The sequence below is a fragment of the Candidatus Sulfurimonas baltica genome, assembly GCF_015265455.1.
GTDB lineage: Bacteria > Campylobacterota > Campylobacteria > Campylobacterales > Sulfurimonadaceae > Sulfurimonas > Sulfurimonas baltica.
This window is the reverse complement of sequence record NZ_CP054492.1, coordinates 1,283,787-1,308,055: the sequence shown is the minus strand read 5'-3', so window position 1 is coordinate 1,308,055 and position 24,269 is coordinate 1,283,787. Positions and strand designations below refer to the sequence as shown.

The 24,269-nt window shown below is 33.3% G+C and carries 27 protein-coding genes; 13 read left to right on the top strand and 14 right to left on the bottom strand.

Annotation, left to right across the window (positions count from 1 at the left end; genetic code table 11):
- Together HUE88_RS06595 and HUE88_RS06590 are read left to right on the top strand one after the other, a co-directional pair.
- Nucleotides 1-1,428: a DUF1302 family protein gene (locus tag HUE88_RS06595; protein ID WP_194372317.1), complete on the top strand. Its 1,428-nt coding sequence runs from the start codon at nt 1-3 to the stop codon at nt 1,426-1,428.
- 16 nt (nt 1,429-1,444) lie between these two features.
- A complete protein-coding gene (locus tag HUE88_RS06590; RefSeq protein WP_229860181.1) occupies nt 1,445-2,050 on the top strand; it encodes a hypothetical protein in 606 nt (201 codons plus the stop codon).
- Here the strand turns inward: HUE88_RS06590 and HUE88_RS06585 are convergent.
- Nucleotides 2,037-3,272, bottom strand: coding sequence for a DEAD/DEAH box helicase (locus HUE88_RS06585; RefSeq protein WP_194372315.1), 1,236 nt, complete (start codon nt 3,270-3,272; stop codon nt 2,037-2,039). The two genes, HUE88_RS06590 and HUE88_RS06585, sit on opposite strands and share 14 nt — an antisense overlap.
- Nucleotides 3,273-3,526: 254 nt before the next feature.
- On the opposite strand from HUE88_RS06585, the gene HUE88_RS06580 reads away from it, so the two are divergent.
- The gene (locus tag HUE88_RS06580; RefSeq protein ID WP_194372313.1) at nt 3,527-4,336 is read left to right on the top strand and encodes a CHAD domain-containing protein; all 810 of its coding nucleotides are present in this window, start codon (nt 3,527-3,529) and stop codon (nt 4,334-4,336) included.
- Nucleotides 4,337-4,412: 76 nt separating this feature from the next.
- Nucleotides 4,413-5,060 (top strand): adenylate kinase, encoded by a 648-nt coding sequence (gene adk, locus HUE88_RS06575; protein WP_194372311.1) that lies wholly within the window; start codon nt 4,413-4,415, stop codon nt 5,058-5,060.
- A 44-nt stretch (nt 5,061-5,104) separates the two neighbouring features.
- Here adk and HUE88_RS06570 read toward each other — a convergent pair whose 3' ends face one another.
- The 3 genes from HUE88_RS06570 to HUE88_RS06560 form a co-directional block, all read right to left on the bottom strand.
- The gene (locus tag HUE88_RS06570) at nt 5,105-5,674 is read right to left on the bottom strand and encodes an adenylate kinase (protein WP_194372309.1); all 570 of its coding nucleotides are present in this window, start codon (nt 5,672-5,674) and stop codon (nt 5,105-5,107) included.
- An 8-nt stretch (nt 5,675-5,682) separates the two neighbouring features.
- Nucleotides 5,683-7,437 carry an aspartate--tRNA ligase gene (gene aspS, locus HUE88_RS06565; RefSeq protein WP_194372308.1) on the bottom strand — a complete coding sequence of 585 codons (1,755 nt, stop codon included), beginning with the start codon at nt 7,435-7,437 and terminating at the stop codon, nt 5,683-5,685.
- A gap of 65 nt (nt 7,438-7,502) precedes the next feature.
- Nucleotides 7,503-9,293, bottom strand: coding sequence for a sensor domain-containing diguanylate cyclase (locus HUE88_RS06560; RefSeq protein WP_194372306.1), 1,791 nt, complete (start codon nt 9,291-9,293; stop codon nt 7,503-7,505).
- 92 nt (nt 9,294-9,385) lie between these two features.
- On the opposite strand from HUE88_RS06560, the gene HUE88_RS06555 reads away from it, so the two are divergent.
- Nucleotides 9,386-10,240, top strand: a complete 855-nt coding sequence (locus HUE88_RS06555; RefSeq protein ID WP_194372304.1) for an NAD(+)/NADH kinase — start codon at nt 9,386-9,388, stop codon at nt 10,238-10,240.
- A gap of 13 nt (nt 10,241-10,253) precedes the next feature.
- Here the strand turns inward: HUE88_RS06555 and HUE88_RS06550 are convergent, their stop codons facing one another.
- The 10 genes from HUE88_RS06550 to HUE88_RS06505 form a co-directional block, all read right to left on the bottom strand.
- On the bottom strand, nt 10,254-10,997 hold the full coding sequence (locus HUE88_RS06550; protein WP_229860180.1) for a methyltransferase family protein: 744 nt from the start codon (nt 10,995-10,997) through the stop codon (nt 10,254-10,256).
- Nucleotides 10,998-11,009: 12 nt separating this feature from the next.
- The gene (locus HUE88_RS06545; RefSeq protein ID WP_194372302.1) at nt 11,010-11,213 is read right to left on the bottom strand and encodes a DUF1450 domain-containing protein; all 204 of its coding nucleotides are present in this window, start codon (nt 11,211-11,213) and stop codon (nt 11,010-11,012) included.
- Nucleotides 11,214-11,215: 2 nt separating this feature from the next.
- Entirely contained in the window at nt 11,216-11,722 is a 507-nt protein-coding gene (locus tag HUE88_RS06540; protein WP_194372300.1) for a ferritin, read from the bottom strand.
- Nucleotides 11,723-11,773: 51 nt separating this feature from the next.
- Complete coding sequence (locus HUE88_RS06535) at nt 11,774-13,021, bottom strand: TIGR03862 family flavoprotein (protein ID WP_194372298.1); 1,248 nt, start codon at nt 13,019-13,021, stop codon at nt 11,774-11,776.
- 135 nt (nt 13,022-13,156) lie between these two features.
- Entirely contained in the window at nt 13,157-13,489 is a 333-nt protein-coding gene (locus tag HUE88_RS06530) for a hypothetical protein (protein ID WP_194372296.1), read from the bottom strand.
- A gap of 91 nt (nt 13,490-13,580) precedes the next feature.
- Nucleotides 13,581-15,227 (bottom strand): transposase family protein, encoded by a 1,647-nt coding sequence (locus HUE88_RS06525; protein ID WP_194372294.1) that lies wholly within the window; start codon nt 15,225-15,227, stop codon nt 13,581-13,583.
- Nucleotides 15,228-15,314: 87 nt separating this feature from the next.
- Entirely contained in the window at nt 15,315-15,569 is a 255-nt protein-coding gene (locus HUE88_RS06520) for a hypothetical protein (protein ID WP_194372292.1), read from the bottom strand.
- 51 nt (nt 15,570-15,620) lie between these two features.
- Nucleotides 15,621-16,427, bottom strand: coding sequence for a DUF6615 family protein (locus HUE88_RS06515; protein ID WP_194372290.1), 807 nt, complete (start codon nt 16,425-16,427; stop codon nt 15,621-15,623).
- A gap of 89 nt (nt 16,428-16,516) precedes the next feature.
- The gene (locus HUE88_RS06510) at nt 16,517-16,855 is read right to left on the bottom strand and encodes a hypothetical protein (RefSeq protein ID WP_194372288.1); all 339 of its coding nucleotides are present in this window, start codon (nt 16,853-16,855) and stop codon (nt 16,517-16,519) included.
- Nucleotides 16,856-16,882: 27 nt separating this feature from the next.
- A complete protein-coding gene (locus tag HUE88_RS06505; protein WP_194372286.1) occupies nt 16,883-17,614 on the bottom strand; it encodes a hypothetical protein in 732 nt (243 codons plus the stop codon).
- 284 nt (nt 17,615-17,898) lie between these two features.
- Between HUE88_RS06505 and HUE88_RS06500 the strand changes: the two genes are divergently transcribed.
- The 8 genes from HUE88_RS06500 (at nt 17,899) to HUE88_RS06470 (ending at nt 24,268) form a co-directional block, all read left to right on the top strand.
- A complete protein-coding gene (locus tag HUE88_RS06500; RefSeq protein WP_229860179.1) occupies nt 17,899-18,423 on the top strand; it encodes a phage integrase N-terminal SAM-like domain-containing protein in 525 nt (174 codons plus the stop codon).
- Nucleotides 18,424-18,519: 96 nt separating this feature from the next.
- Nucleotides 18,520-18,651, top strand: a complete 132-nt coding sequence (locus HUE88_RS13855; RefSeq protein WP_229860178.1) for a tyrosine-type recombinase/integrase — start codon at nt 18,520-18,522, stop codon at nt 18,649-18,651.
- 120 nt (nt 18,652-18,771) lie between these two features.
- Entirely contained in the window at nt 18,772-20,307 is a 1,536-nt protein-coding gene (locus HUE88_RS06495) for a DNA repair protein RecN (protein WP_194372284.1), read from the top strand.
- A gap of 10 nt (nt 20,308-20,317) precedes the next feature.
- Complete coding sequence (locus HUE88_RS06490) at nt 20,318-21,094, top strand: TatD family hydrolase (RefSeq protein ID WP_194372564.1); 777 nt, start codon at nt 20,318-20,320, stop codon at nt 21,092-21,094.
- Nucleotides 21,095-21,168: 74 nt separating this feature from the next.
- The gene (locus tag HUE88_RS06485; protein WP_194372282.1) at nt 21,169-22,398 is read left to right on the top strand and encodes a lytic transglycosylase domain-containing protein; all 1,230 of its coding nucleotides are present in this window, start codon (nt 21,169-21,171) and stop codon (nt 22,396-22,398) included.
- Nucleotides 22,391-23,215 carry a septal ring lytic transglycosylase RlpA family protein gene (locus HUE88_RS06480; protein WP_194372273.1) on the top strand — a complete coding sequence of 275 codons (825 nt, stop codon included), beginning with the start codon at nt 22,391-22,393 and terminating at the stop codon, nt 23,213-23,215. The genes HUE88_RS06485 and HUE88_RS06480 overlap by 8 nt, the downstream gene beginning before the upstream one ends.
- A complete protein-coding gene (gene hisB, locus HUE88_RS06475; protein ID WP_194372271.1) occupies nt 23,205-23,777 on the top strand; it encodes an imidazoleglycerol-phosphate dehydratase HisB in 573 nt (190 codons plus the stop codon). The genes HUE88_RS06480 and hisB overlap by 11 nt, the downstream gene beginning before the upstream one ends.
- On the top strand, nt 23,774-24,268 hold the full coding sequence (locus HUE88_RS06470; protein ID WP_194372269.1) for a KdsC family phosphatase: 495 nt from the start codon (nt 23,774-23,776) through the stop codon (nt 24,266-24,268). Before hisB ends, HUE88_RS06470 begins: the two co-directional genes overlap by 4 nt.
- Nucleotide 24,269 lies beyond the last annotated feature (1 nt).

The window sequence follows — 24,269 nt, the reverse complement described above, 5'->3', positions numbered from 1 at the left end:
ATGTTACACAAAGTCTCTATTGGCTTATTGTTTTTTCTTACATGTAGCAACGCTCAAAATATTGTTGAAGATGATTTGGGTGGATTTGCAGCAGAGATAGTGAAAGAGAAAAATGTTGAGATTTCTGATGACTTGGCAGGCTTTGGAGAAGAGGTTATGCTGGACTCATCAACCAAAAACGAAGATGAAAGTATCTTCTCTTTAGGTGGAAATTTGGCTTTTAAAACCTCTGCGGGATATAAAAAACATAAAGTTGACGGTATTGAATATTCAGGTATAAACCAAGCTCAAACTTCGCTATTTATTCAGTTAGATTCTAAACTTTCAGAGAAATGGAAAATGCGAATAAGCACAAATATGTTTTATGATGCAATCTACGATTTATATTCACACAACAACTACAGTAACGATATTAAAGATGATTACAAAACACAAATCAGGATTGATGATGCTTATATTCAGGGCAAAATAAACTCACGTATTGATTTAAAAGTAGGTCGTCAAATAGTTGTGTGGGGAAAATCTGATAGCCTGAGAGTTACAGATGTTATAAACCCGCTTGACAACCGCCTGCCAGGGATGACTGACATAGAGGATTTAAGACTCAGTGTCGGTATGGCAAAGCTAGATTACTATTTTGGCAAATGGAACTTCTCTTTTATTGCTATAGGTGAGAATAGAATTATGATTGAAGCTCCCCCTAGAAGTGAATTTTTTCCAGTGGATGAAATATTTCCATCTGCACCGAATCCATTTTTAGAGTTAAAAATACCAAGCAACTCTTTAAATAACATGCAGTATGCAATGGCAGCAAATGGCGTTTTTTCAGGATGGGATTTGTCTTTTTACGCAGCACATGTACTTGATCAAAAGTGGAATTTTGACAATGTTCAGGGAAGTGTTCCTCTAAGCGACATAACAAGAGTTGTAAATAAAATTGATATGCTTGGAACCGCTATAAATATCGCGACTGGTAGCTGGCTTTTAAAAAGTGAAATAGCATATTTGAGCGGAGTAGGGTATAACTCAACTGCAGATGAAAAAAACCGTCTCGATGTCTTATTTGGTTTTGATTACATGGGAATTAAAGACGCTGTTGTCTCTTTGGAAATAGTAAACAGACATATTTTCAATCATGAAGCACAGATGAGATACCAGTCGGACTACGTTGATAAGAATGAGATGCAGACCGCCCTTAGATTTACAAAATCGTATTCAAATGACACTCTAAATACTTCTGCTCTGCTGAGTATGTTTGGCTCAAGCTGGGAAAATGGCGGTTTTGCCAGAATTTGGGTTGAGTATGAGATAATGGACGGAGTGAGTGCAAATGTTGGCATTGTAGATTATATAGGCGGAGATAGACCGTTTATGGAAGCAAATAAAGAGAACGACAGAGTATTTGCAGATATAACATATAGTTTTTAACTTTAAAGGGATATAGATGATTGATAATAGAATTGATGAGTTAACAGCAAAAATAAAAAAATTAGAAGATGAGCTGATAACAGAGTTCAAAAAGAAAAGTGAGGATTTTTACTTTACTATTGAAAACGAAAAAGTGAAGTTTGAAGAGAGGGTTATAAAAGAGGGGAAATCCCAAATCATCAGCTCTATAAAATATCTCTCATCGTTTCCGGTTACTGTTATTTTAACTATTCCTTTTATCTGGGCTATGATTATACCTGTGATATTGGCAGACATAATGGTCACCATATTTCAAGCTATATGCTTTCCTATTTATAAAATCCCAAAAGTTAAGAGAAAAGATTATGTGGTTATAGACAGGTACAATCTTTTTTATTTAGACAGAGTTGAGAAAATCAACTGCCTGTATTGTGAGTATTTTAACGGTGTGACAGCTTATGTAAGAGAAATAGCAGGAAGAACTGAGCAGTTTTGGTGTCCTATTAAGCACTCTAAACCGCTAAAAGAGAGACATACCAGATATGATAATTTTTTTGATTATGGAGATTATTTAACGTACAAAGATGAACTTAAAAAAAGAAGATCAGACTTTAAAGACCTTGAAGAGATTAAGCCTCTTTAAGAGCTTTTTCTCTCGCTTTATCTTTTTTACTTTTACCTTTTCCCTTAACCGGAGCAGGGCCTTTTACTTTTTTAGGAGCTTCACCTTTTAGCTCAAACCCTGTTATCTGCTCTGGAGTCAATTTTACCTTACACTTCTTCTCTATAACGCCAAAATGCTCTTTGTCCTCATGTGATATAAATGATACTGCTACACCGGATTTACCGGCCCTTGCAGTACGTCCAATACGGTGGATATAGTCAGTAGGAGAGCGTGGAAGATCAAAGTTGACCACACATGTAATATCGTCAATATCTAAGCCTCTAGCGGCAATATCCGTAGAAAATAAAATTCGTATCTTCTTAGCCTTAAAGTCACTTAGTGTCAGGTTACGCTCATCTTGAAGAAGATCCCCATGAAATGACTCTGCCTTGTATCCGTACTTAATAAACTTATCAGCTATATTGTCCGTAGCTCTTTTGTTTGCCATAAACACAAGTACCTGTTCCCACTTCTCACTTTCGAGCAGGTGTCTTAGCAGTGGACCGCGGTTTTCACGACTTACTTCTATTACTCTTTGAGTAACGCTATCTACTGTTGGTACTTCTTGTTCAATAGTGACTTGAATAGGGTTTTGAGTAATTTTAGAAGCAATATCTAGAATTTTTTGAGGGTAGGTTGCCGAGAAGAGAAGGTTTTGGCGTTTGAGCGGAATAGCTTCAAGAACAGCTTCAAGCTCCTCTGCAAAACCAAGGTTAAGCATTTTATCTGCCTCATCAAGAACAAAGAAGTCAAGATGAGAAAGGTTCATTTGCTTTTTTGAAAGTACATCAAGAAGTCTTCCCGATGTTGCAACCAAAATGTCACACCCTTGCTGAATAGCATAAATTTGATCGCCAAGACTTTCACCGCCGATAACACTAACAACTATGGGCTTTCTCTTTAGTGAAGCGCCAAATATTGAAAAGGCTTCCGCAACCTGAAGAGTAAGTTCACGCGTAGGTGTCAAAACCAAGGCTTTTATCTTAGGTTTCCCTTCACCAACATTCTTTGACCAAAGCTCAAGTATTGGTAAAACAAAACTAGCACTCTTGCCACTTCCTGTCTGTGCCATTGCCATTACGTCGTTGTGTTCAAGCACAAGAGGAATGACCTTCTCTTGAATAGGTGTCGGCTCTTTAAACCCACTTTTTTTAAGTGCATTTTGAATTTCTACAGAGAGTCCTAGTTTGGAAAATGGCATTTTACTTCCTCTTATAATATAAAACGTATTTTAGAGTGTTTTGGCTTTATAGGAGGTTTATTTATTTTACATGTAGAGTGTTGAATTTAAAGGTATCTCTAATAATGCGCTACTAGATTCTGAATCAAGTCCAGAATGACGAAAATATAGTGACTTGGAGTCCAGTTTGTGAATTTATCAGATGTCTAAATTATTTGAATTTTAAAGTATATTGGTGTATCATCTTGTATTTTTGATACAAAAAGGTAGTTATAGTGGATTTTAGAGAGTGGTTTGAAGAGAATGCCGATGTCACTAATGAGTTGTATATAAAACTGGATAATTATGAAGATATCGAAGTGCTACATAAATATCGTGTCAATTTAAGAAGATTATATGCCTGCAGCGAAGTGTATGCAAAACAGCTGAACAAAAAAAAATCTAAAGAACTCTCAAGACTTGTAAAAAAAATAATTAAGCCTACCTCTGCTTTACGTGATTTAGATGTATTTTTGGGCGAAATAGATACTTTTGCCTGCTCGCTTAAAACAAAAGAGAAACTCCATTCTCTGCTAACTTTAAAAAGAGTTTCTCTTTTTAAAGTTTTTTCTTCTTCGATTAAGAGTGTTGAGTATAAAAAAAATTTAAAAGATTTTCATGAGATGAGCAAAAGTGATGAGTTTTTTATATACAAAAAAATAAACAAAGCAAATAACTATAAAATTATTAGAGATATAGAAAAAAACATCTACGAAGATTTCAATAAAATAGATAAAAACACATCTTTCACAGAGCTTCATGAGCTAAGGATGAAGTTTAAAAAATTTCGTTACGGGCTAAATATTTATGAACAATGTTTTGAAAACAATAAAAAAATCTCTACAGATTTGTCAAAATTGAAAATCTTGCAGGATTTATTCGGAGCGATTCAGGATAATCTTGTGAGACTGAAATTAGTAGAAAGCTTGGAAGGTAAACTGACAAAAAAACAGCTCTTAGAATTAAAAAATTATTTTAAAAAAAATTTAAAAAGAGCAAGGGAAAAATTGTTTACGTTTAAAGAGGCTAAAACATGGCTGTTATAAATAGAATTATGGAGCATTATAGTTTATTTTAACCTCATTTATATATAATATCACCAATAAAACAGATAGGATAAATATGAGAATAATATTACTAGGAGCTCCAGGTGCAGGAAAAGGTACTCAGGCTCAATTTTTAACTAAAAAATACAACATCCCTCAAATCTCTACAGGCGATATGTTAAGAGCAGCTATAAAAGCTGGTACTGACATGGGTAAAATGGCTAAGGCTGCTATGGATGCTGGTCAACTAGTAACTGATGAGATTATTATTGGTCTTGTAAAAGATAGAATCGCTGAAGACGACTGTAGAAACGGTTACCTTTTAGATGGTTTCCCACGTACACTTCCTCAGGCTGATGCTGTTACAAATGCAGGTATTACCGTTGATGCTGTTATCGAGATAGACGTTCCAGACTCTGAGATAGTTACACGTATGGCTGGTCGTCGTGCTCACCTTGCAAGTGGAAGAACTTATCACCTTGTGTACAACCCACCAAAAGTTGAAGGTAAAGATGACGTAACTGGTGAAGAGTTAGTTCAACGTGATGATGATAAAGAATCAGTTGTTTTAGACCGTTTGAAAGTTTACCATGAGCTTACAAGCCCGCTAATAGGTTACTATAAAGAACAAGCTTCTAAGCTTGACACTTTAACTTACATAACTGTTGATGGAACGGCTGACATCGCTGATGTTGAGGCTAACATCGTTTCTAAATTAGGTTAATCAACTTCTACATGTATATATCCAGAAATTTTCTGGATATATAATTATATTTTAGACTTAACGAAACTTCCCATCTCGTGAACTATCTCTTCAATAGTACCTTCGCCACTTATTACATGTAGAAGATTTTTAGCACTGTAAAAAGCTTGTATCTCAGCTAAAGGCTCAGTGTAGACTTTCATACGGTTGTCGAAAACTTCTGTGTTGTCATCAGCACCACGGTTACGACCTAGAACTCTATCACGAGCTGTTTCTTCACTTACATGTACTTCTATAACGCTAGCAAGCTCTAAAAATGAGTCTACATGTAAGTATTCATCTAAAGCATTTAACTGCTCCATGCTTCTAGGATAGCCATCTATAATGATTATGTCAGTAGGAGCATTTTTAATGGCATTTGTGATAGTTTTAATCGCTACTTCAATAGGCACGATTAAACCTTTTGACATGTAAGAGTTTAACTCTTTACCAATTTCACTTCCGCTTGCAACTTCTGCTCTTAACATGTCGCCAGTAGAGTAGTGTGTTATTGCGTCGTTTTGTTCTGCTATCAACTCTGCATCTGTAGTTTTACCAGAGCCTGGAGCTCCGATAATTAAGAATAGTTTTTTCATAAGTGGGACTATTTTACTTGTTCACGTAAACGAATATGTAGGTCACGAAGTTGATTGTTGTCAACTGCGCTCGGTGCTTTTGTAAGAATACAAGAAGCTTTTTGTGTTTTAGGGAATGCTATAACATCTCTAATGCTTGCTTTTTTAGTGATAAGCATCATTAGTCTGTCGAAACCTAAAGCGAAACCGCCGTGTGGAGGTGCGCCAAATTTAAGAGCGTCAAGCAAGAAACCGAATTTCTCTTGAGCTTCTTCTTCTTCGATTCCAAGAAGTTTGAAAACCTCTTCTTGAACATCTGCTTTATGGATACGAATAGAACCACCGCCAAGCTCAGTACCGTTTAAAACGATATCGTAAGCAATAGACTCTATGTCTTCTACATTATCTTTATCTGTGTCTTTAGGCATAGTAAACGGATGGTGAAGCGCTTTAACTCTTCCATCTTCAACCTCGAACATAGGGAAGTCAACAACCCATACAAATTCGAACGCATCTCTGTCTAGGATATTCATCTTCTCATGCTCTGCTATGAAAATTCTTAGTCTTCCCATATAGTCAAGTACAGTCTTTTTGTCGCCTGCACCAAAGAATACAACGTCACCAACTTCAAGTTCAGTTCTCTCTATGATAAGTGCAATATCATCTTCAGAGAAGAATTTAACAAGAGGACCTTTAAGACCATCTTCTTTCATCTGAAAATAACCAAGCCCATGTGCTCCAAACTTACGTACAAAGTCTTCAAAAGTTTTCATCTCTCTCTTTGAAAACACCAAATCAGCGCCAGGAACTTTAAGAGCTTTGATGCGGTTTTTATGAGGAGTTTTTGCAATACCAGTAAAGATTTCGTTGTCACATCTTGAAAAAATATCAATAACATCAACCATTTTAAGGTCGTATCTCATGTCCGGCTTATCAGAACCATACCACTCCATAGCGTTATTGTGCGTAATACGGTTAAATGGAGGTTTAACATCAACATTACAAGCTTTGAACATAGCAGTAAGTAAATCTTCTGCAACTTTGATAACATCTTCTTGGTTACAAAAACTCATCTCAACATCTATTTGAGTAAATTCCGGCTGTCTGTCTGCACGTAAATCTTCGTCACGGAAACATTTAGCTATTTGAAAATATCTGTCAAATCCGCCAACCATTAAAAGTTGTTTGAAAAGTTGCGGTGATTGAGGAAGTGCGTAGAACTCGCCGTTATGAACACGAGATGGAACTAGGTAATCTCTAGCACCCTCTGGAGTTGATTTAGTTAAAATCGGAGTCTCAACTTCTAAAAAACCGTTCTCATCAAGGATGTTTCTAGCTGCAATTGCCGCTTTTGAGCGAAGACGAAAAACTTCGTATAAATCAGGGTCACGAAGTTCTAAGTAACGGTACTTAAGTGTAGTCTCTTCACCAACACTTTTGTCGCCGATTACAAAAGGGACAGTAGCACTTTTGTTTTCAATAATAAGCTCTGTAACTATAATCTCAATAGCACCAGTTTTTAGTCTTGGATTTGTTAAGCCTTCACCGCGAAGACGAACTTTTCCCTTAGCGATTAGAACAAACTCATCACGAACACCATCTGCAATCTTATGTGCCTCAGCACCATCTTCTGGATCACATGTAAGTTGAACTAAACCACTCTTATCTCTTAAATCTATAAAGATGATTCCACCGTGGTCACGGTAGTTGTTTGCCCAACCAGCTAGAATAACATCCTGCCCTATGTTTGCTTCACTTAAATCTGTACAATAATGACTTCTCATAAAATAGAGTCCTAAATATAATTTTTTGCGATTGTATCTAAAATTGTCTTATTGGATAATAAGTTTTAAGTATTATTAATAACTACTTTATTTCTACCACTGTTTTTTGCCTCATAAAGAGCATCGTCTGCTTCTTTTAAAAGAGCCTCTTTGTCAATGCTACCATCTCCATCAGTATAAGAAACCCCTACACTAATTGAAACAACATTAGTTGCAATTGAGTAATCATGAGGAATATTTAAATCAGTTACAGCTTTTAAAAGTGAATCAGCTACTTGTTTAGCACCTTTTATATCTACACCTTTTAAAAGAAGAACAAATTCTTCTCCTCCATATCTAGCTACCATATCACTTGGTCTTTTTAGCTCATGCAGAAGAGTTTTGGCAACTTTTTTAAGAACATTATCACCTTCTGCATGTCCATAGTGATCGTTATACTCTTTAAAACAATCAATATCTATCATAATAATAACAAGTGATGTTTGCTCTCTTAAGCTCTCTTTATACTTGATTTCAAAACTTTCATCAAAATATCTTCTGTTTGCTATGTCTGTTAAGCCATCACGCCTAGAGAGTTTTTCAAGAATATCATTTTTTATTTTTAAATCATATTCGCTCTTATGAAGTTCTCTTGTTCTATCTTTAACTTTTTCTTCTAGCTCTTCATTTAGCTCTTCTAATTCTAAATTTTTTAAAATAATTCTTCTTTCATATCTTGAAAAACTTTGTTTTATTTTTGCTGAGACATAATAAGAGATAAATAAAGTAACTATCATAATCAGCACTGCAAAATAGATAACTTTTTTAGATTTTTCATAGTATATTCTATACATATCACTCTTTTTTAAAGCTATCTCCTGCTCTATGTCTTTTAAATAAAAACCTGTTCCTATAATCCAATCTGTGCCAGGAACGTTCATAACGTAAGAGAGCTTTTCTTCAATAGTTTCAGTTTGTAAATTAACCCAATTGTAAGATACAAAATCGCTATTATTCTCTTTCATAATCATAATGATTTTTGCTATAGCCTTTCGAGTATATTTTTTTTCAAAATCAGAAATATTTTTACTAATATGATCTGGAATTTCTTTTTGAAAAAGTATGTATTCATCTTTATGTACAATAAAAATATATCGATTTCCAATATTGTTTATTTTTGCAATAGTTTGAATGAGTTCTTCATCTGTTCTTTTTATTGCGGAATCAAGATACTCTCCTGAGCCTAAGTACCAATTGTAATGATTAAATGCCTTGACATATTCTATGTAAGTGTAGTGTTCAGCACTATCTGGTGATTTTGGATTAGTGCTCCAAATAAATCCTCCACCATCTTTTTCACATAATTCTATCTCTTCTTTGACAGTATATTTGCCTGTCGCATCTTGAATATTGATAGCACAAGTTCCCTCTAAATGTTTTAAGTGTTTTGGAGCAAGTTTATAAAATCCATCAAAATCCAACATAAAAATATAACTTTCACCATTATTCCAAGCAAGAGTTTCTAGTGATGCTATTGTGATATTTTGTATCTCTTGTTTAGATTTAATATCTTTATATTTACTATAGATATTATTTGCTACATCATATGCTACATCAACGCGCTCTTTTACACGAGATTTTAGTTTTTCTTGTGTTATAGATTTTTGATAGACTATAAGGTCAGAAACACTAGATATCTTATCTTTACTTGTGCTCATTTCCATTTCATACATGTCTTTTTCTAATTCTTTTAGGCTTAAATCAAAGCTTTTATTGTACATCTGAATATAAAAGAAAGATAGCAATCCAACCATAAAAGGTATAAATAGTAATGGCCCAAATGATAAGAATTTTAAAAAATAGCTATTTTTAAACACAACTTACCCTTTTTTCACATATTATATCATTTTCATACTATTAATCGATAAAAGTGTATAATCAATGAAAATATTTTAAAAAAGAGTCGTTTTTGAATAATAAAATTATTAAAAAAATTGGTGTTGTTCTTAGACCCTCAACACCGGAGTTGAAAGATAGCTATATCAAGTTGGAAAAAATTTTCAACTCATATGACATCGAAGTAATGCTTGAGGAAAAGAGTGCCAACATGATTGGTATGGATGGTGAAAGCTTCGCCAAGATATGTATGGACTCAGATTTTTTAATAAGCTTTGGCGGTGATGGTACTTTTATATCTACTGTCAGAAAATCATTTGACTTTGATATTCCTATTTTAGGGATTCATGCAGGTACTTTGGGGTTTTTAGCAGACTTGTCTTTTGATGAGCTTGAGTCTTTTGCAGATAAAATAGTAAAAGGGGAGTATAGAGTTGATGAAAGAGCGATGCTTGAGGCTACTGTAATCAAAAACTCCAAAGAGCTTAAGATGTACGCTTTCAATGACATTGTATTAACTCGCACCAGTGTTTCAAATATGATTCACGTTGAGACATTAGTTAATTCAAAACCTTTTAATACTTACTACGGAGATGGTGTAATAGTATGTACACCAACAGGCTCAACAGCATACAACTTATCTGCCGGCGGTCCTGTACTTTTTCCTATGACAAATGTTTTTGCTCTTACACCTATTTGTCCTCACTCTTTAACCCAAAGACCTGTTGTTCTTCCTGGAAAGTACGCCATAGAGATGAAAACATCAGAGGAGAGAGCTTTGATAATTATAGACGGACAGGACATGCATGAGCTTGAACTCGGAGAGAGCGTAAACATCAAACTTGCAACTAAAACCATTAAATTAATGCATAAAGAAGAGTATAACTACTTTGATGTACTAAAAGAAAAACTTAGATGGGGCGAATAAACTCTACATGTAGCTATTTTGTAAATGGAAACATCATCCGAACACGCTTTTGGTAATCCTTATAGCTGCTTCCTAAAGTAGATACCAAATCTCTCTCTTCACACCAAAGACCAATAAAAATATAAATCGTCAAAGTGACACAAAGCATCAGATGCGAATATGACATGGTTGGAGTGAACCATATGCCTAGCAGAACTCCAAACTGTATTGGGTGTCGCATAAATTTATAAAAGAGTTTTTCCTTGAAATCAACAGGGAGTTCAGATTTATTGATAAGATTAAAATATACCTGTTGCAGACCAAATAGCTCAAAATGGTTGATTATAAATGTTGAGAAAAGTGAAAATAACCAGCCAAAGATATAACCTGCACTCAATAAAGCTTTTGCAGTTTCATTCTCAACCTGCCATAACAATCCGTCCAACGGCTGCCAATAAAGACATATAAGACCCAATGCTATGCCAGATGCAAGAACATAAGTACTTCGCTCTGCGGCTTGCGGGATAAACTTTGTCAGATATTTTTTAAATGATGGGCGAGCCATTACCGAATGTTGAACACCAAACAGCAAGACAAGCCCTAAGTTTATAGCAAAAGGATATTCTGAGGGGATTCTCTGCTGTGTATCAATATTGGTTGCCATAAAATCCCACTCACCAATATAAAAGATAAACCATAACTGTACTGCTATGGCAAATACATATGAAAATATCCCATATGTGAAAATAATTAGCTTACTTATTAATCCATCTTTCACATTTACACTCTTCTAACTTTTCAGTTCTTTTATAAATTTTTTAATGCTCTTTTTCTTGATTTTTTCACCATCTACAATAGCCGTAGGCTTTGATTTACAAGACTTGCACATTCCTATGCATGATTTTATTACAATCTGCGCATCGGGAAAATTCAAGGCTAATTTCTTTGCAAATTTCTTTTTTTTAGAATAATTTTTACAAAGTTTTATCAGCATAGTTATGCGCCAACTTGAGTGTCTGGTTTACGCTGGGAGAGTTGAGAGTCAATCATAAATATTCCATTTCCATCACCAACAAGTTTTAGTTTAGAGATAATTTCTCCAACACTCGCTTCTTCTTCTATTTGTTCTTGTACAAACCATTGAAGATAACCGTAAGATGCATGATCTTTTTGTTTTATTGCCAAGTCACACAGTTCATTAAATGAGTGTGTCATCATTTGTTCGTGCTTTAAACTATCTTTAAAACACTCTAAAAGTGATGTGTAATTAATATCTGGCTGTTCAATAGTGAGAAGCTCAATCTTTGCTCCCTGATTTAACATATAGTTATAAATTTTAAATGCATGCATACGCTCTTCTTCATGTTGCAACATAAACCAACTTGCACTGCCATTATATCCAGTGTTTGCACACCACGTAGACATGCCAAGGTAAAGATAAGAAGAGTAAAACTCTTTGTTGAGTTGTGTATTTAACTCAGATGCCATTTTTTTGTTAATCATAGTTTGCTCCTTGTGTGTTTATTATTATAACCAAAATTATTATACAAGGGTCTATTTTTTTGTTTGTAGCAATTTCAAAAGACCTCTTGCTGCTTGTTTACCTTGACCCATTACCCCTGTCAATAAATAGCCTCCCGTTGGCGCTTCCCAATTCAACATTTCTCCAGCACAAAATACACCAGGAAAATCCTTGAGCATCAGCTGTTCGTCTAGATTTTTAAATTTTAAGCCCCCAGCTGTGCTAATCGCCTCTTCAATTGGTCTAAAAGTTTCTAATATTAATGGAAACTTTTTAAGCGTCTTTGCCACTAACTCAGGATGAGTTAACAACTCCTTTGCCAATACCTCTCTGAGTAAAGAAGCCTGAATGCCAGATAAACCTAGGCGCTTCCAAAAAGCACTCAAACTCTGCTTCCCTTGCTTGCCACTGAGCTGTTGTTGTAATTGACTTTGGGTGCGATGAACAAATAGGTCCAAGTAGACCGTAAACGGAGATTTTTGCTCTATTTTCTCTCTCATAAATTTAGAAAAGGTATAGATTAAACTACCCTCAACCCCATTTTGACTTACTAACAACTCGCCTAGCTTTGATTGAAGATTTCCATTAATATCTGTAAAGCTAAGTTTTACATTTTTAAGCGGAGTACCAGAAAATTTTTCTTTAAACACTTCTGACCAAGTAACATTAAAGCCCATGTTTGCAGGTTTAAGCGGGGCGATTACCAGCCCTTTATCTTTTAGTGTGGTTGTCCAAGCGCCTGTTGAACCTAATCGTGGCCAAGATGCACCACCAAAGGCCAAAATGACTCCGTCAAACGAATAATCTTTGAGACCGTCAGGCGTATCAAACTGCCAAACATCCTTCGACCAACCCACTAGTCGATGTTTCATTTTGAACTGAGTATTATTTGCTTTGAGTTTACGTAACCAAGCACGTAGTAACGGCCCGGCTTTTTTATCAAGTGGATACACTTTGCCAGAGGAGCCAACATAGGTTTCAAAACCAAGGCTCTCTGCCCACAAGCGTATGTCATTGGGAGTAAAGGCTTCTAGTGCAGGTTGCAAAAAAGGTTGTGCTTCAAAATAACGACTCGCAAAGAGGGCAAAGTCTTCATCGTGTGTTAGGTTTAAGCCCCCGCGTCCCGCCTGCAAAAACTTACGTCCCGCAGAAGGCATCGCATCAAATACCGTCGGTGCATAACCTGCTTCAGACAACACTTGTGCCGCCATCAGACCCGCGGGACCAGCCCCGATTATAGCAATCTTGCACGATAATGTTTCTGAAATATCTGGCGACATAAATCCAATCCTTTGTGATTAAAATGTTTGATGATACTTTTTGAGATATTTCTGTTTTGTATTGATAGATGTCTGGTGATTTTATATTAAATATGTAATTATAACACAATAAGATTTTTCTAAATTTTATTCCTTTTACACAATGATATTAGTAATCTTTAAAAATACTTTATCTAATCCACTAACCACTTTATCTGCAGCAGAAACAGAGTCACCAACGTCTTTAAGGTCTTCAACAATCTTGTTAGAAACTTCTTTTATATCATTAAACTGCCTATGTAGTGTGTTTATATCTTTTGACTGTTCTTCAAGAGCTTCAATATCAAATCTCTCTAATAGCGCAGCTAATTCTTCATGTTTTATAATCATTACCGAATGCTCTCGTCCAAGTTGGCTATTATCTAAATAATCTTTTATCTGAAAATATGTATTTTCCAGTGAATCATACAGTGAATTATCTATAGCCATTTATGGTTCCTTTTTAATGTTATCTAACGTTTGAATTGAGAAATATTTGAGCCGCAGGGTCAAATATTTCTCTCCAATGATTTGTTATATCTCATTTAATTAGTCCTGTTTTTTCTTTTACAAATTCATATATTTCTTTAAAATAGTTAGTTTTTGCTTGAATATTATTAATGGTGTTTGATTCTAAAGAACCTTTACATTCTTCATGGTGATTGGATACTTGATTATTTGTTTCATCTAAATGGATATTATCTTGAATTTTTTCTTGAAATATACTTTTGCAATCTTGACATTGATATCTTTGCACAGTTCCATATCCATACACTCTCTTATTCTTTTTATGGATATTTTTTGAACCACAATTGTGACAACTTACATTTTTAAACCATTCTTCCCTTATTGATTGTTTTGAATTAATATTTTTCTCTAATTCATTTATTCTTTCCTCTGCATTCTGATTTTTAATAGTTTCAACTACCAAGTCCAATAATTTTTCAAACTGATTGTTTTTCCATAATATTCTTGTCATTCTTACATTTTGCCTGTCTCTTTGTTCTACTAATTCTAATGTATGAGCATCCAATGTTGTTACTTTATACCAATCAGGAATAGTTTCCGAAAAATATTTAGAATCTTTTTCTATATTTATTCCATATTTTAAACCATCATCTATAATAATCCAATCATTTAAATTTAATGTTTTTACTTTTTTTATCATTTTTAAGTTATTTAATGTTTTATTGAATAGTGCAGAGGTTATATCAGATTTTGAAGACTTTAATAGCTTTTTTAAATCACTATATTCATCTGAAATTTTATACGTCGCTTCTATATATTCAGTATATTGTGCATCGTGGTCGCGATTACAATATGTAATTGCTTCACGATACAAAGAGTCTTTTATTTCCCATAAATAACCTTTATTTTTTGCTGTATCTCTTTTTTCAGATAATTTTTTTTCATACTCTTGTCTTTCTTTTTCAAATATTTCTTCTTCTCTTTGTAACCTTTGTTCTTCTAGAAGCATATTTTTTTGTCTACAAGATAAAGCATAGTCATAATCACGATCATAGAAGAAAATATTACCATTTTCCATAAAAACAGAAACTTTATACTTATCAATGGTCACAAATTTAATTTTATATTCAGTATTTTCCTCATAATAAGTGTCTAGTTTTATTCTTTCATTAACAAAAAACATATAACTATCAGAAAAGGATTCGCTGTAGGCTTCTTCAAATGAAAAGCTCACATCTTGTTTACTTGGAATATTTTTTTTAATAAAATTGATAAGAGTAGATTTTTCATTACCTTGAAAACTAATTAATTTTGAGTCATGTTTTTGTCTAAAATGATTCTCTACTTCTTTGTAGCCAACAGGCTTTTCGTTTTTAGCCCAAACATGCTTATTGTTATCTGTATCATATAGATACCCATATTTATTCCCATTATTATCATAAACATTCATCCAATAGTGGTCTTGTAAAATAATATAGCCGTTTATTGGAAGTTTAAGTACTTTTTCAAAATCTTTTGTAAAACCCCATTCTTTACTTTTATAGAATTTTATATCCTCTTTAAAATATTTTAAATTGTCAGACAGATTATCGATATCAAGTTTATTAATGATATGTTTACATAATCTTCTAGGATCATCTATAGGATATTCTTTTCTTGTTTGCTTCCAATCTTCGCAAGTACAAGTAAGCTTTTCTGTATTTGTATCATATATATTCATAGCGAACTCTTGTATTAGCTTTTATTAATTCGTAACTGTGCTTTCTATTCCATTGTAAATGTAAGTTATATAACTTTTTACATTTTCTTATGTATTATCATACCCAATATAAGAAGCTGCACTCTCAAGAGCTTCAGCTAAAGAGTATGCTTGTTCTTTTGTTAAATGTAATGTTATTTCTTTCCTATTTTCATCCGTTGTTCTTAAATAAACTTGATGACTGTCACCAAAAAAATTGCTTACCGCTACATCAAGTGTAAACGGTGATTTGGTTTTATCGGCTTTACCATCCTCATATTTAGGAGGGTATAAATTTTCTTCAAAATATGTGGTTGTTGACATTTTAATCCTTCTTTTAATATATAACGTTTGACTTGAGAAATAGTTTTGCCGCTAGGGTAAACTATTTCTCTCCAAGGTTTTGTTAGATGATTCATTCGTGTCCCTCATATCATACACTGCGATGTAACGATAAACATTAAGTTCATTTTTTTCTATAAAATATTTCATTTCTTCTGAATTAATTTTATCCTCATCCACATTTAGTAAATATTGAGCATATGCTGGAAGTTCTTGTCTATCTGATGAGTCTTTTATATCTTGAAAATAATGGGTAAAGTACTCATTGTCAGCAGCTAGTGGGCAGCAAAACATACAATGAAAAGGATTGCTTTTTGATAATAAGTCATTTTTAGAAATTCTATTTCCATGTACTTTATCAGCAAATTCTTCAACAACTTTTGCATGAGACATAAAAACGGCACAATCATTAATATAGCCATTTTGACACATTGTAGTTGTGTTTTTATCAGGCAAACTATAATACATATAGAAAGGGATTCTCTTATGACTTTTAGCATACTTTAAAAGGGTGTTCATTTGTTTTTTTGTATTGGAAGGGTAGCGAAGCTTAGTAACATATGCATCATATTGTTTTCTGAATTTTTTTGCTTGAAATACCAATGGATAATTATATTTATTGCCAACTATCCATATTTCCATTTCATAATCAGCACCTGATAAAGTACTTTCTTGATGTCTTGTAAAAGTTGAGACATCAATGCATTTAAACTTTTTGTCTATTTCCTTCCATTTCCAAACTAAAAAGTCTGTTATAGATTCCTCATTAACATCTTTTACATGTAACATAAAGTCTTTAACTTCTTTTGCTAAAATTTTATTTGTATTACAAAGATTCATTATCTTCCTTATCTCATCTAACGTTTGTCTTGAGAAATAGTTTTGCCCGCTAGGGTAAACTATTTCTCTCCAAGGTTTTGTTATGTAGTTTATCTTTCTTCCATCGTTCCATCAGGTAGTAACCACATGCCATCATATAAATAGGTGGCTTCACCATCTAAATGCGTTATATTTGCATATAGATTTTTCATTTCATTATCTGCCATTTTATTTGTATGCTTTTTGTATCTATGATAGTTTTCAACATCATATCCCAAGTTATCAAGTTCTTCATTTGAAGTAACTTTTAATTTTAATTTTAATGCTTCAATATTATGAATCCAAATTTTTTCATGTTTAATGAAATACTTTCCTTTATACGCATTTTCATCTGACACCTCTTCATAACCAAGCGATAAAGCAAGTTCAACACTTTTTTTATAGTCCATATTCATAAATTAATCTCCTGCGTTTCGTTAACTACTTTCAATCAACTTCCAAATGTAACTAGATAATATATTTATAGTTGTAGAAAATACAATAGTTGCACTAATAGATAAAAGTGGGTATTTTCTAATAAATAATTCAATAGATTTAAAGATTGGTTTAGTGATTTTCTTTAGTTCAGATTCCAACTGATTTATAAAATTACTAGGAATAGCTTGCTTATTTATTTTAGATTGACATTCATTACAAATCATTGGTTTTTCTGTATTGTAAATAATATCACTTTTATCACCGTTTAAATCAAACAAACAGCCTCTTGTATCATCATGAACAAAATCATATACTTTATCACTAAGAGTTGAGCCTAACACTTTATAAAATATGTATATTTCATAAATATTTTTTAAAATAAAATTTTCTAATGAAATATCTTTCCTTTTTAAAATTTCTTCTAAACCAGCAACTGAAATACAAACTTTATTGTCATCAAGTCTATGCATATAAAAGTTATCATCATATTTATAATTCATCACTCCGATACAAAGACCGTCATGAGTTATATTTGATAAAATATTTTCCATTTCTTTAACTGAATAAACAACATCTAAATAGCCATCATCTTTGTTTGGTGCAGGTAAATCACATATTCGATTAAGTTCTTCTATGGCAAAAAACTTTGATGAATGTTTTTGTATTAAATCAAAATCAATTATTTTTTCAATATGTCCTATCATAATAAGTTTGACAGATATTTTAGACATTTAGTTCCTTTGTGCATAACTATTTATTCATTCCCATTATAGTGAACTAAGACTTAATATTAATGATTAATAGAACACATAAAATGTTCCATTTAAAGTGATAATTAATCAATTTAATGACAAATTGTCATATTATTGATTTATTTTTATTATTTGACTTATTATTCTTAAATAAAAAGTGTCCTTTTAGCACGAAATTAATCGTTATATAGACAAAGTGTAGAGTTATTTGTCAAATAACCCATTAAAAGGACACAATGTCCCTTGAGCGAGAGGTGTGAATTATGGAGAATAAGAAGAAATTATTGGATATTGTTCGTGATAAAATCAGGTTTAAACACTATAGTATATCTACTGAGAAAACTTATGTGTATTGGATTAAACAGTATATTTTTTTCCATAACAAGAAGCATCCTGTTGAAATGGGAAAAGTGGAAATAAAACAATATTTAACTTCTTTGGCAGTTGAGAATAAAGTTGCACCTGCTACGCAAAATCAGGCATTTTCTTCAATTTTATTTTTATACAAAGAAGTTTTAGGTGTAGATTTAAGCAATGAAAACATCCAAGCGTTAAGAGCCCAAGAGAGAAAGCATATCCCTGTTGTTTTAACAAAAGAAGAAGTTATGAAAGTTTTTGAAAATATTACTGGTATATATCAACTCATAGTTACTCTTATGTACGGTTGTGGACTTAGAATGAGTGAAGTTTTAAGCCTTAGAATAAAAGATATAGATATGGGGTTTGATAAAGTTTATGTTTGGGATAGTAAATCACTTAAAGATAGAAATGAACAAAGTTTCGTCTGATCCCAGAAGCAAAGAAATCAGAAGACATCACATCCATCCTAATACTTTAGGAAGAAATATAAAGATAGCCTCTAAAAAGCAAACCTTAGTAAAAGAGTGACATCTCATATTTTTAGACATTCATATGCTACGCATCTTCTACAAGCTGGAATTGATTTGAGAAGCATACAAGAGCTTTTAGGACATAAAAGTGTTGAAACGACTATGATTTATACTCATGCGCTGTGAGCGAAGAGAGGAAGTACTCTTGGGGTGTAGTTTCTGAAATGAACAAGGCTAAAGTCATAAGCCCTTTAGATTTTTAATAATAAGAAAGTATAATTTGAAAATATTTTACAAGGCATATAAATGATAGAGAGATTTTTTCTAAAAGATTATCTTAGTTTTAAAGAGGTTGAATTAGAATTAAATAGTGGGTTAATTGTTTTTACCGGTCCTAGCGGTAGTGGTAAATCTATTTTAATGAACTCTATTTTAGCTTCTCTTGGCAGTGCTTCTTGTGATGCAACTTTATGTGAGTCGAGTGTCACATGGGACATTAACGGCGAAGAGTTAGGCATAGAGAGTGATGATATAAATGTTTTCAAGCATATAAAAAAAGAGAAATCCAGATACTTTATAAACAACCAAAGTGTTTCAAAAAAAGCTATGAGCAGTCTGGCTTCAGGCTATCTTAGACATCTCTCTTTAAAAGATTTCAGCGATTTTGAAAATGACAACTTACTCTCTATTTTAGATAGCAGAATTGAGCACAAAGAGCATAAGATTTTTGCTTTAAAAGATGAGTATAAAGTGACTTATCTAGAGCATAAAATGGTTAAGAAAGAACTTTTAACTATAGAAGATGAGCAGAGAAAGATTGTTGAGCTAAAAGAGTTTGCAGCTTTTGAGATTAAAAAAATAGAAGATATTAACCCGACTCCATCAGAAGACAGTGAACTATTAGAGATTAAAAAAGGGTTGTCCAAAAAAGAGAAAGTATTGAAAAACATCTCGTTGGCTAACTCTATATTTGACTATGAGCATAATGTTTTTTTAGCTTTAGACTCTTTGGATATTGACAGTTCATTTTTTGGTGACAGCATGAATGAACTAAGAGCAATAATGGAGAGTGCAGAAGATAAGTTTAGTGCACTTGATGAAGTTGATGTAGAAGATGTTCTTAACCGCATAGAAGCACTCTCTGAGCTAAAAAGAAGGTATGGAAGCATTGAAGATGCTCTGAAATACAAAGAGCAGAAAATACTAGAGTTGAAAAAGTATGAAAATATAGAGATGACCAAGGGCGATTTAGAGCAAAGAGAAGCTGCCCTTGGTAAGAAGGTAAGAGAGTTAGCACAGAGACTTAATGAACTTCGACATGTAGAGATAAAACTCTTTACAGATGACTTAAACAGATACTTAAAAGAGCTCTATTTAAGAGAGGCGCAAGTAGATATAAAAGAGGTTGACTATGAACTCTCAGGAAAAGATGAGATTGTCATAAAGCTAAACTCAACAGAGCTGCAAAAAGTAAGTACAGGTGAGTTCAACAGGCTTAGACTTGCCATTTTGGCTCTTAAATCTGAGTTTATGGGTAAAAATGGCGGAATCTTAATGCTTGATGAGATAGATGCCAATCTAAGTGGTGAAGAGTCTATGAGTGTTGCAAAAGTTTTAAAGCAACTCTCAAAACACTTTCAGATATTTGTTATTTCGCACCAACCGCAGTTGACGTCTATGGGAGACCAGCACTTTTTAATACACAAAAATGGCGATGAATCTTTAGTTAAAAAGCTAGAACATCAAGAGAGAGTTGATGAAATAGCCAGAATAATCAGTGGTGACAGAGTTACCGATGAAGCAAAGAGGTTTGCAAAAGAACTTCTACATGTACAAAAGTAATAGAGTAGAAATGATAATAGATACACATGTACATCTTGATGATGAGAGATATATTGACGATTTAGACGAAGTCTTAAACAGAGCCAGAGAGAGCGGGGTAGAGCGTTTTATAATCCCTGGAGCAGACCCAAAAAATATAAACAGAGCCATAGAGATTTCTGAGAACAACAGCGATGTGTACTTTGCCGTTGGTGTTCATCCGTATGACATGGAGACATTTGAAACTTTAGAATTTGAAAAATATGTTAGTCATAGTAAATGTATTGCGATTGGTGAGTGCGGTCTTGATTATTTCAGACTTGAGGGAACAGACGAGGAGAAAGAGGCGGAAAAACAGAGGCAAAAAGAAGTTTTTGTGACTCAAATTGAGATAGCAAAAAAGTATAAAAAACCTTTAATTGTTCATATAAGAGATGCCTCTAGAGATTCAAAAAAGATATTGATAGATTGTAATGCCGATGAAGTTGGCGGTGTTTTGCACTGCTACAACGCTGATGAAGAGCTTTTGAGTTTAGCAGATAAAGGTTTTTATTTTGGGATAGGTGGCGTTTTGACTTTTAAAAATGCTAAAAAACTTGTTAATGTCTTACCAAAAATTCCACTAGAAAAACTTCTTATAGAGACAGATGGTCCATATTTGACTCCAATGCCACACAGAGGGGAGAGAAATGAACCGCTTTATACAAAACTTGTTGCAAAAAAAATCTCTGAACTTTTGGATATATCATTGGAAAGTATAGAAAAAATAACTACAGAGAATGCCCTAAAACTCTTTGATATTTCTTAATATTAAGACTTCTTAACTATTTTTAATATTGTTTTAGGTAAAATCAACTCTTTAAATTTTAAATCAGGATTGTTATGTTGAAATATTTTTTACTTATTTTATTACCGCTTTTGCTGAGTGCTAACCTTACTTTTTCTTCTAACCATAACAAAGAGGTTGCCATTCTTGAGTCTTTTGATATAGAAGCATCGTTTTTACATGATAAAGTTTTAAATAAAATGAAGAGCAACAACGTAACAATATACAAAGAGAAACATTTTTTCCAAGCAATGAATGAAGCTTATCTGTTTATACCTGCAATAAAAAATATATTGGCTGAGAATAATGTTCCTGCTGAATTTCTTTTTCTTGCAATGGCAGAATCAAATTTTTCTACAAGAGCGTATTCAAAAAAAAGAGCATCTGGACTCTGGCAATTTATGCCACAAACTGCGAAGCTCTACGGTCTTAAAATTGATGAATATGTTGATGAGAGAAGAGATCTTGTCAAGTCAACAGAAGCTGCAGCTAAGTATCTCTCCAACCTTCATAAAAGATTTGGCAAATGGTATCTTGCTGCCATAGCCTACAACTGCGGAGGCGGAAGACTAAACCAAGCTATTAGAAAAGCAAAAACAGATGAACTGTCAGTTTTACTTGACCCTAAAAAAAAGTATATCCCGAGAGAAAGCAGGCTGTATATTAGAAAAATTATTGCTTTGGCAATGATGGGGAATGATGAACAGTTTTTACTAAATAGTGAATACGAACACCTTTTAAACAGAGCAAATGCATACTCAATATCAACAATAAAGATTCCAAGAGGAGAGTCATTAAAAAGAGTCTCAAAACTAGTGGGAATTCCAATAGATGATTTGAAAAAATTGAACAGACACCTTAAATATGACTTTGCTCCTCCATATTTAAGTGGATATGATATATATATTCCGTATATTAAACTTTCTGAATTTAAACAAAAATATTTTGAAGAAAAAATTCAAAATATATATAGAGTACATATTGTAGACAGAGGAGACAACCTCTCCATGATAGGAAAAAAATATGGAGTCTCATATAGAGTTATTATGGATTTTAATTCTCTTAAAAATAGCCGATTACACTTAAAGCAAAAATTAATTATTCCAATTGACAACAAAACTACTGTTGCAAAGATTAATAGCAAGTTTTATTATATGGTGAAAAAAGGTGATACACTTGAGTCTATCTCAAAGTTTCACAAAATAAGTGTAAAAAATTTAAAGCTTCAAAACCACCTAGAGGATAATATGATAAGAGCTGGAGAGAGATTAAAACTATATGAATAAGTCTTCAATTTTCTTTATAATACTACTACTAATACTTACCTCTGGCTGTAGTTCAAGAGGCAAAAGGGTGTATAATAACTCTACAAAAGCTAAATCGTATTCACAGAATTCAGATGATCATAGCTCAACAGTAAACAAAAAAGATTATAATCATCCAACAATGAATCCTTACGTCATCAGAGGTATAAGATACTACCCAACAGTTGTAAGTGTTGGAGATGAGTTTAGTGGAAATGCAAGTTGGTATGGCCCAGATTTTCATGGTAAACTTACTTCAAACGGTGAGATTTATAACATGTACGATATGACAGCCGCGCATAAAACACTACCTATGAATACTATAGTAAAAGTCACAAACAAAAGAAATGGACTTAGCACAGTAGTTAGAATAAACGACAGAGGGCCATTTATAGCAACAAGAATTATAGATTTGTCAAATAAAGCAGCACATAAGATAGAAATGGTTGGAGCTGGAACAGCGCCTGTTTCCATTGAGATAATAGGCTTTTATAATAAAAATAAAAAAAATATTCCAACAAAAAAAGAGATGGAAGATTCTCCTAAACAAAAGTCAATAGAAGGTTTTGCTCTGCAAATAGCTTCTTTTTCAAAAATCGAAGGTGCACTTGCTGTTCAACAAAAACATAACAATACAAATGGCTATACAACCGTTATAAAAGATGTTCAGACAGAGCAGGGCAGAATGTTTAAAGTTTGGTTAAAAGGCTTTAGAAGTGAAGAGGAAGCTAGGGATTACAAATCTCTTGGGAATTTTAAAAATTCATTTATAGTAAGAGAGGATTACAATGATAGCTAAAACAAGAACAACTAAAGAGACAGATATAACAATTTCATTAAATTTAAATGGCAATGGCAAAAGTAACATAGACACAGGTGTCGGTTTTTTAGATCACATGCTAGAGAGCTTTTCAAAGCATTCACTAATTGATATAAACATTACATGTAAGGGTGATACACATATTGATGACCACCATAGCGTAGAGGATGTTGGGATTGTTTTGGGCTCCCTGTTGGCTGAGGCTATATATCCGGTTAAAAATATGGAAAGATTTGGATCTGCAAATATTGTTATGGATGAAGCTTGTGTTTCATGTGATTTAGATCTTAGCAACAGACCATTCTTGGTATACGAGGCTGATGTACACGGGAAGGTAGGCTCATTTGATACTGAACTTGTAGAAGAGTTTTTTAGAGCTTTTGTCCTTAATGCAAGAATCAGTACGCATATAGTAATGTTAAGAGGAAAAAATAAACATCATATAATAGAAGCTTCTTTTAAATCACTTGCAGTTGCCCTTCGTCGTGCAATGTCTAAAAATGAAAGAGTTGGAATACCTAGCACAAAAGATGTATTATGATTAAATTAATAGTATTGGATGTTGATGGATGCTTGACCGATGGAGGAGTTATATACTCATCTGACGGTAATGAGAGCAAGCAATTCAATATTAAAGATGGACTCGGTATAAGCACTTGGGTTAGAATGGGCAAACAGGTCGCTATAATAACGGGTAGAAACTCTAAAATAGTAGAGAGAAGGGCTAAAGAGCTCGGGATTCAGAATCTGCATCAAGGTATTGTAGATAAAGAAAGTGTTTTAAGAGAGATTGTTGATTCTTTAGGACTAAAATTTCATGAGGTTGCCGCTATTGGTGATGACTTAAATGATTTCAAAATGTTGAGCCTCGTTGGAAGAAGCTTTACTCCAAAAAATGGTGTTAAAGATATAAGAGTGATTGTTGACACTGTTTTATCTTCCAACGGAGGAGACGGAGCTGTTAGAGAGATGATAGAAACACTAGTCGATGAAAACGATTTAAGAGATCAATTTTTAGCTTTATGGATCTAAT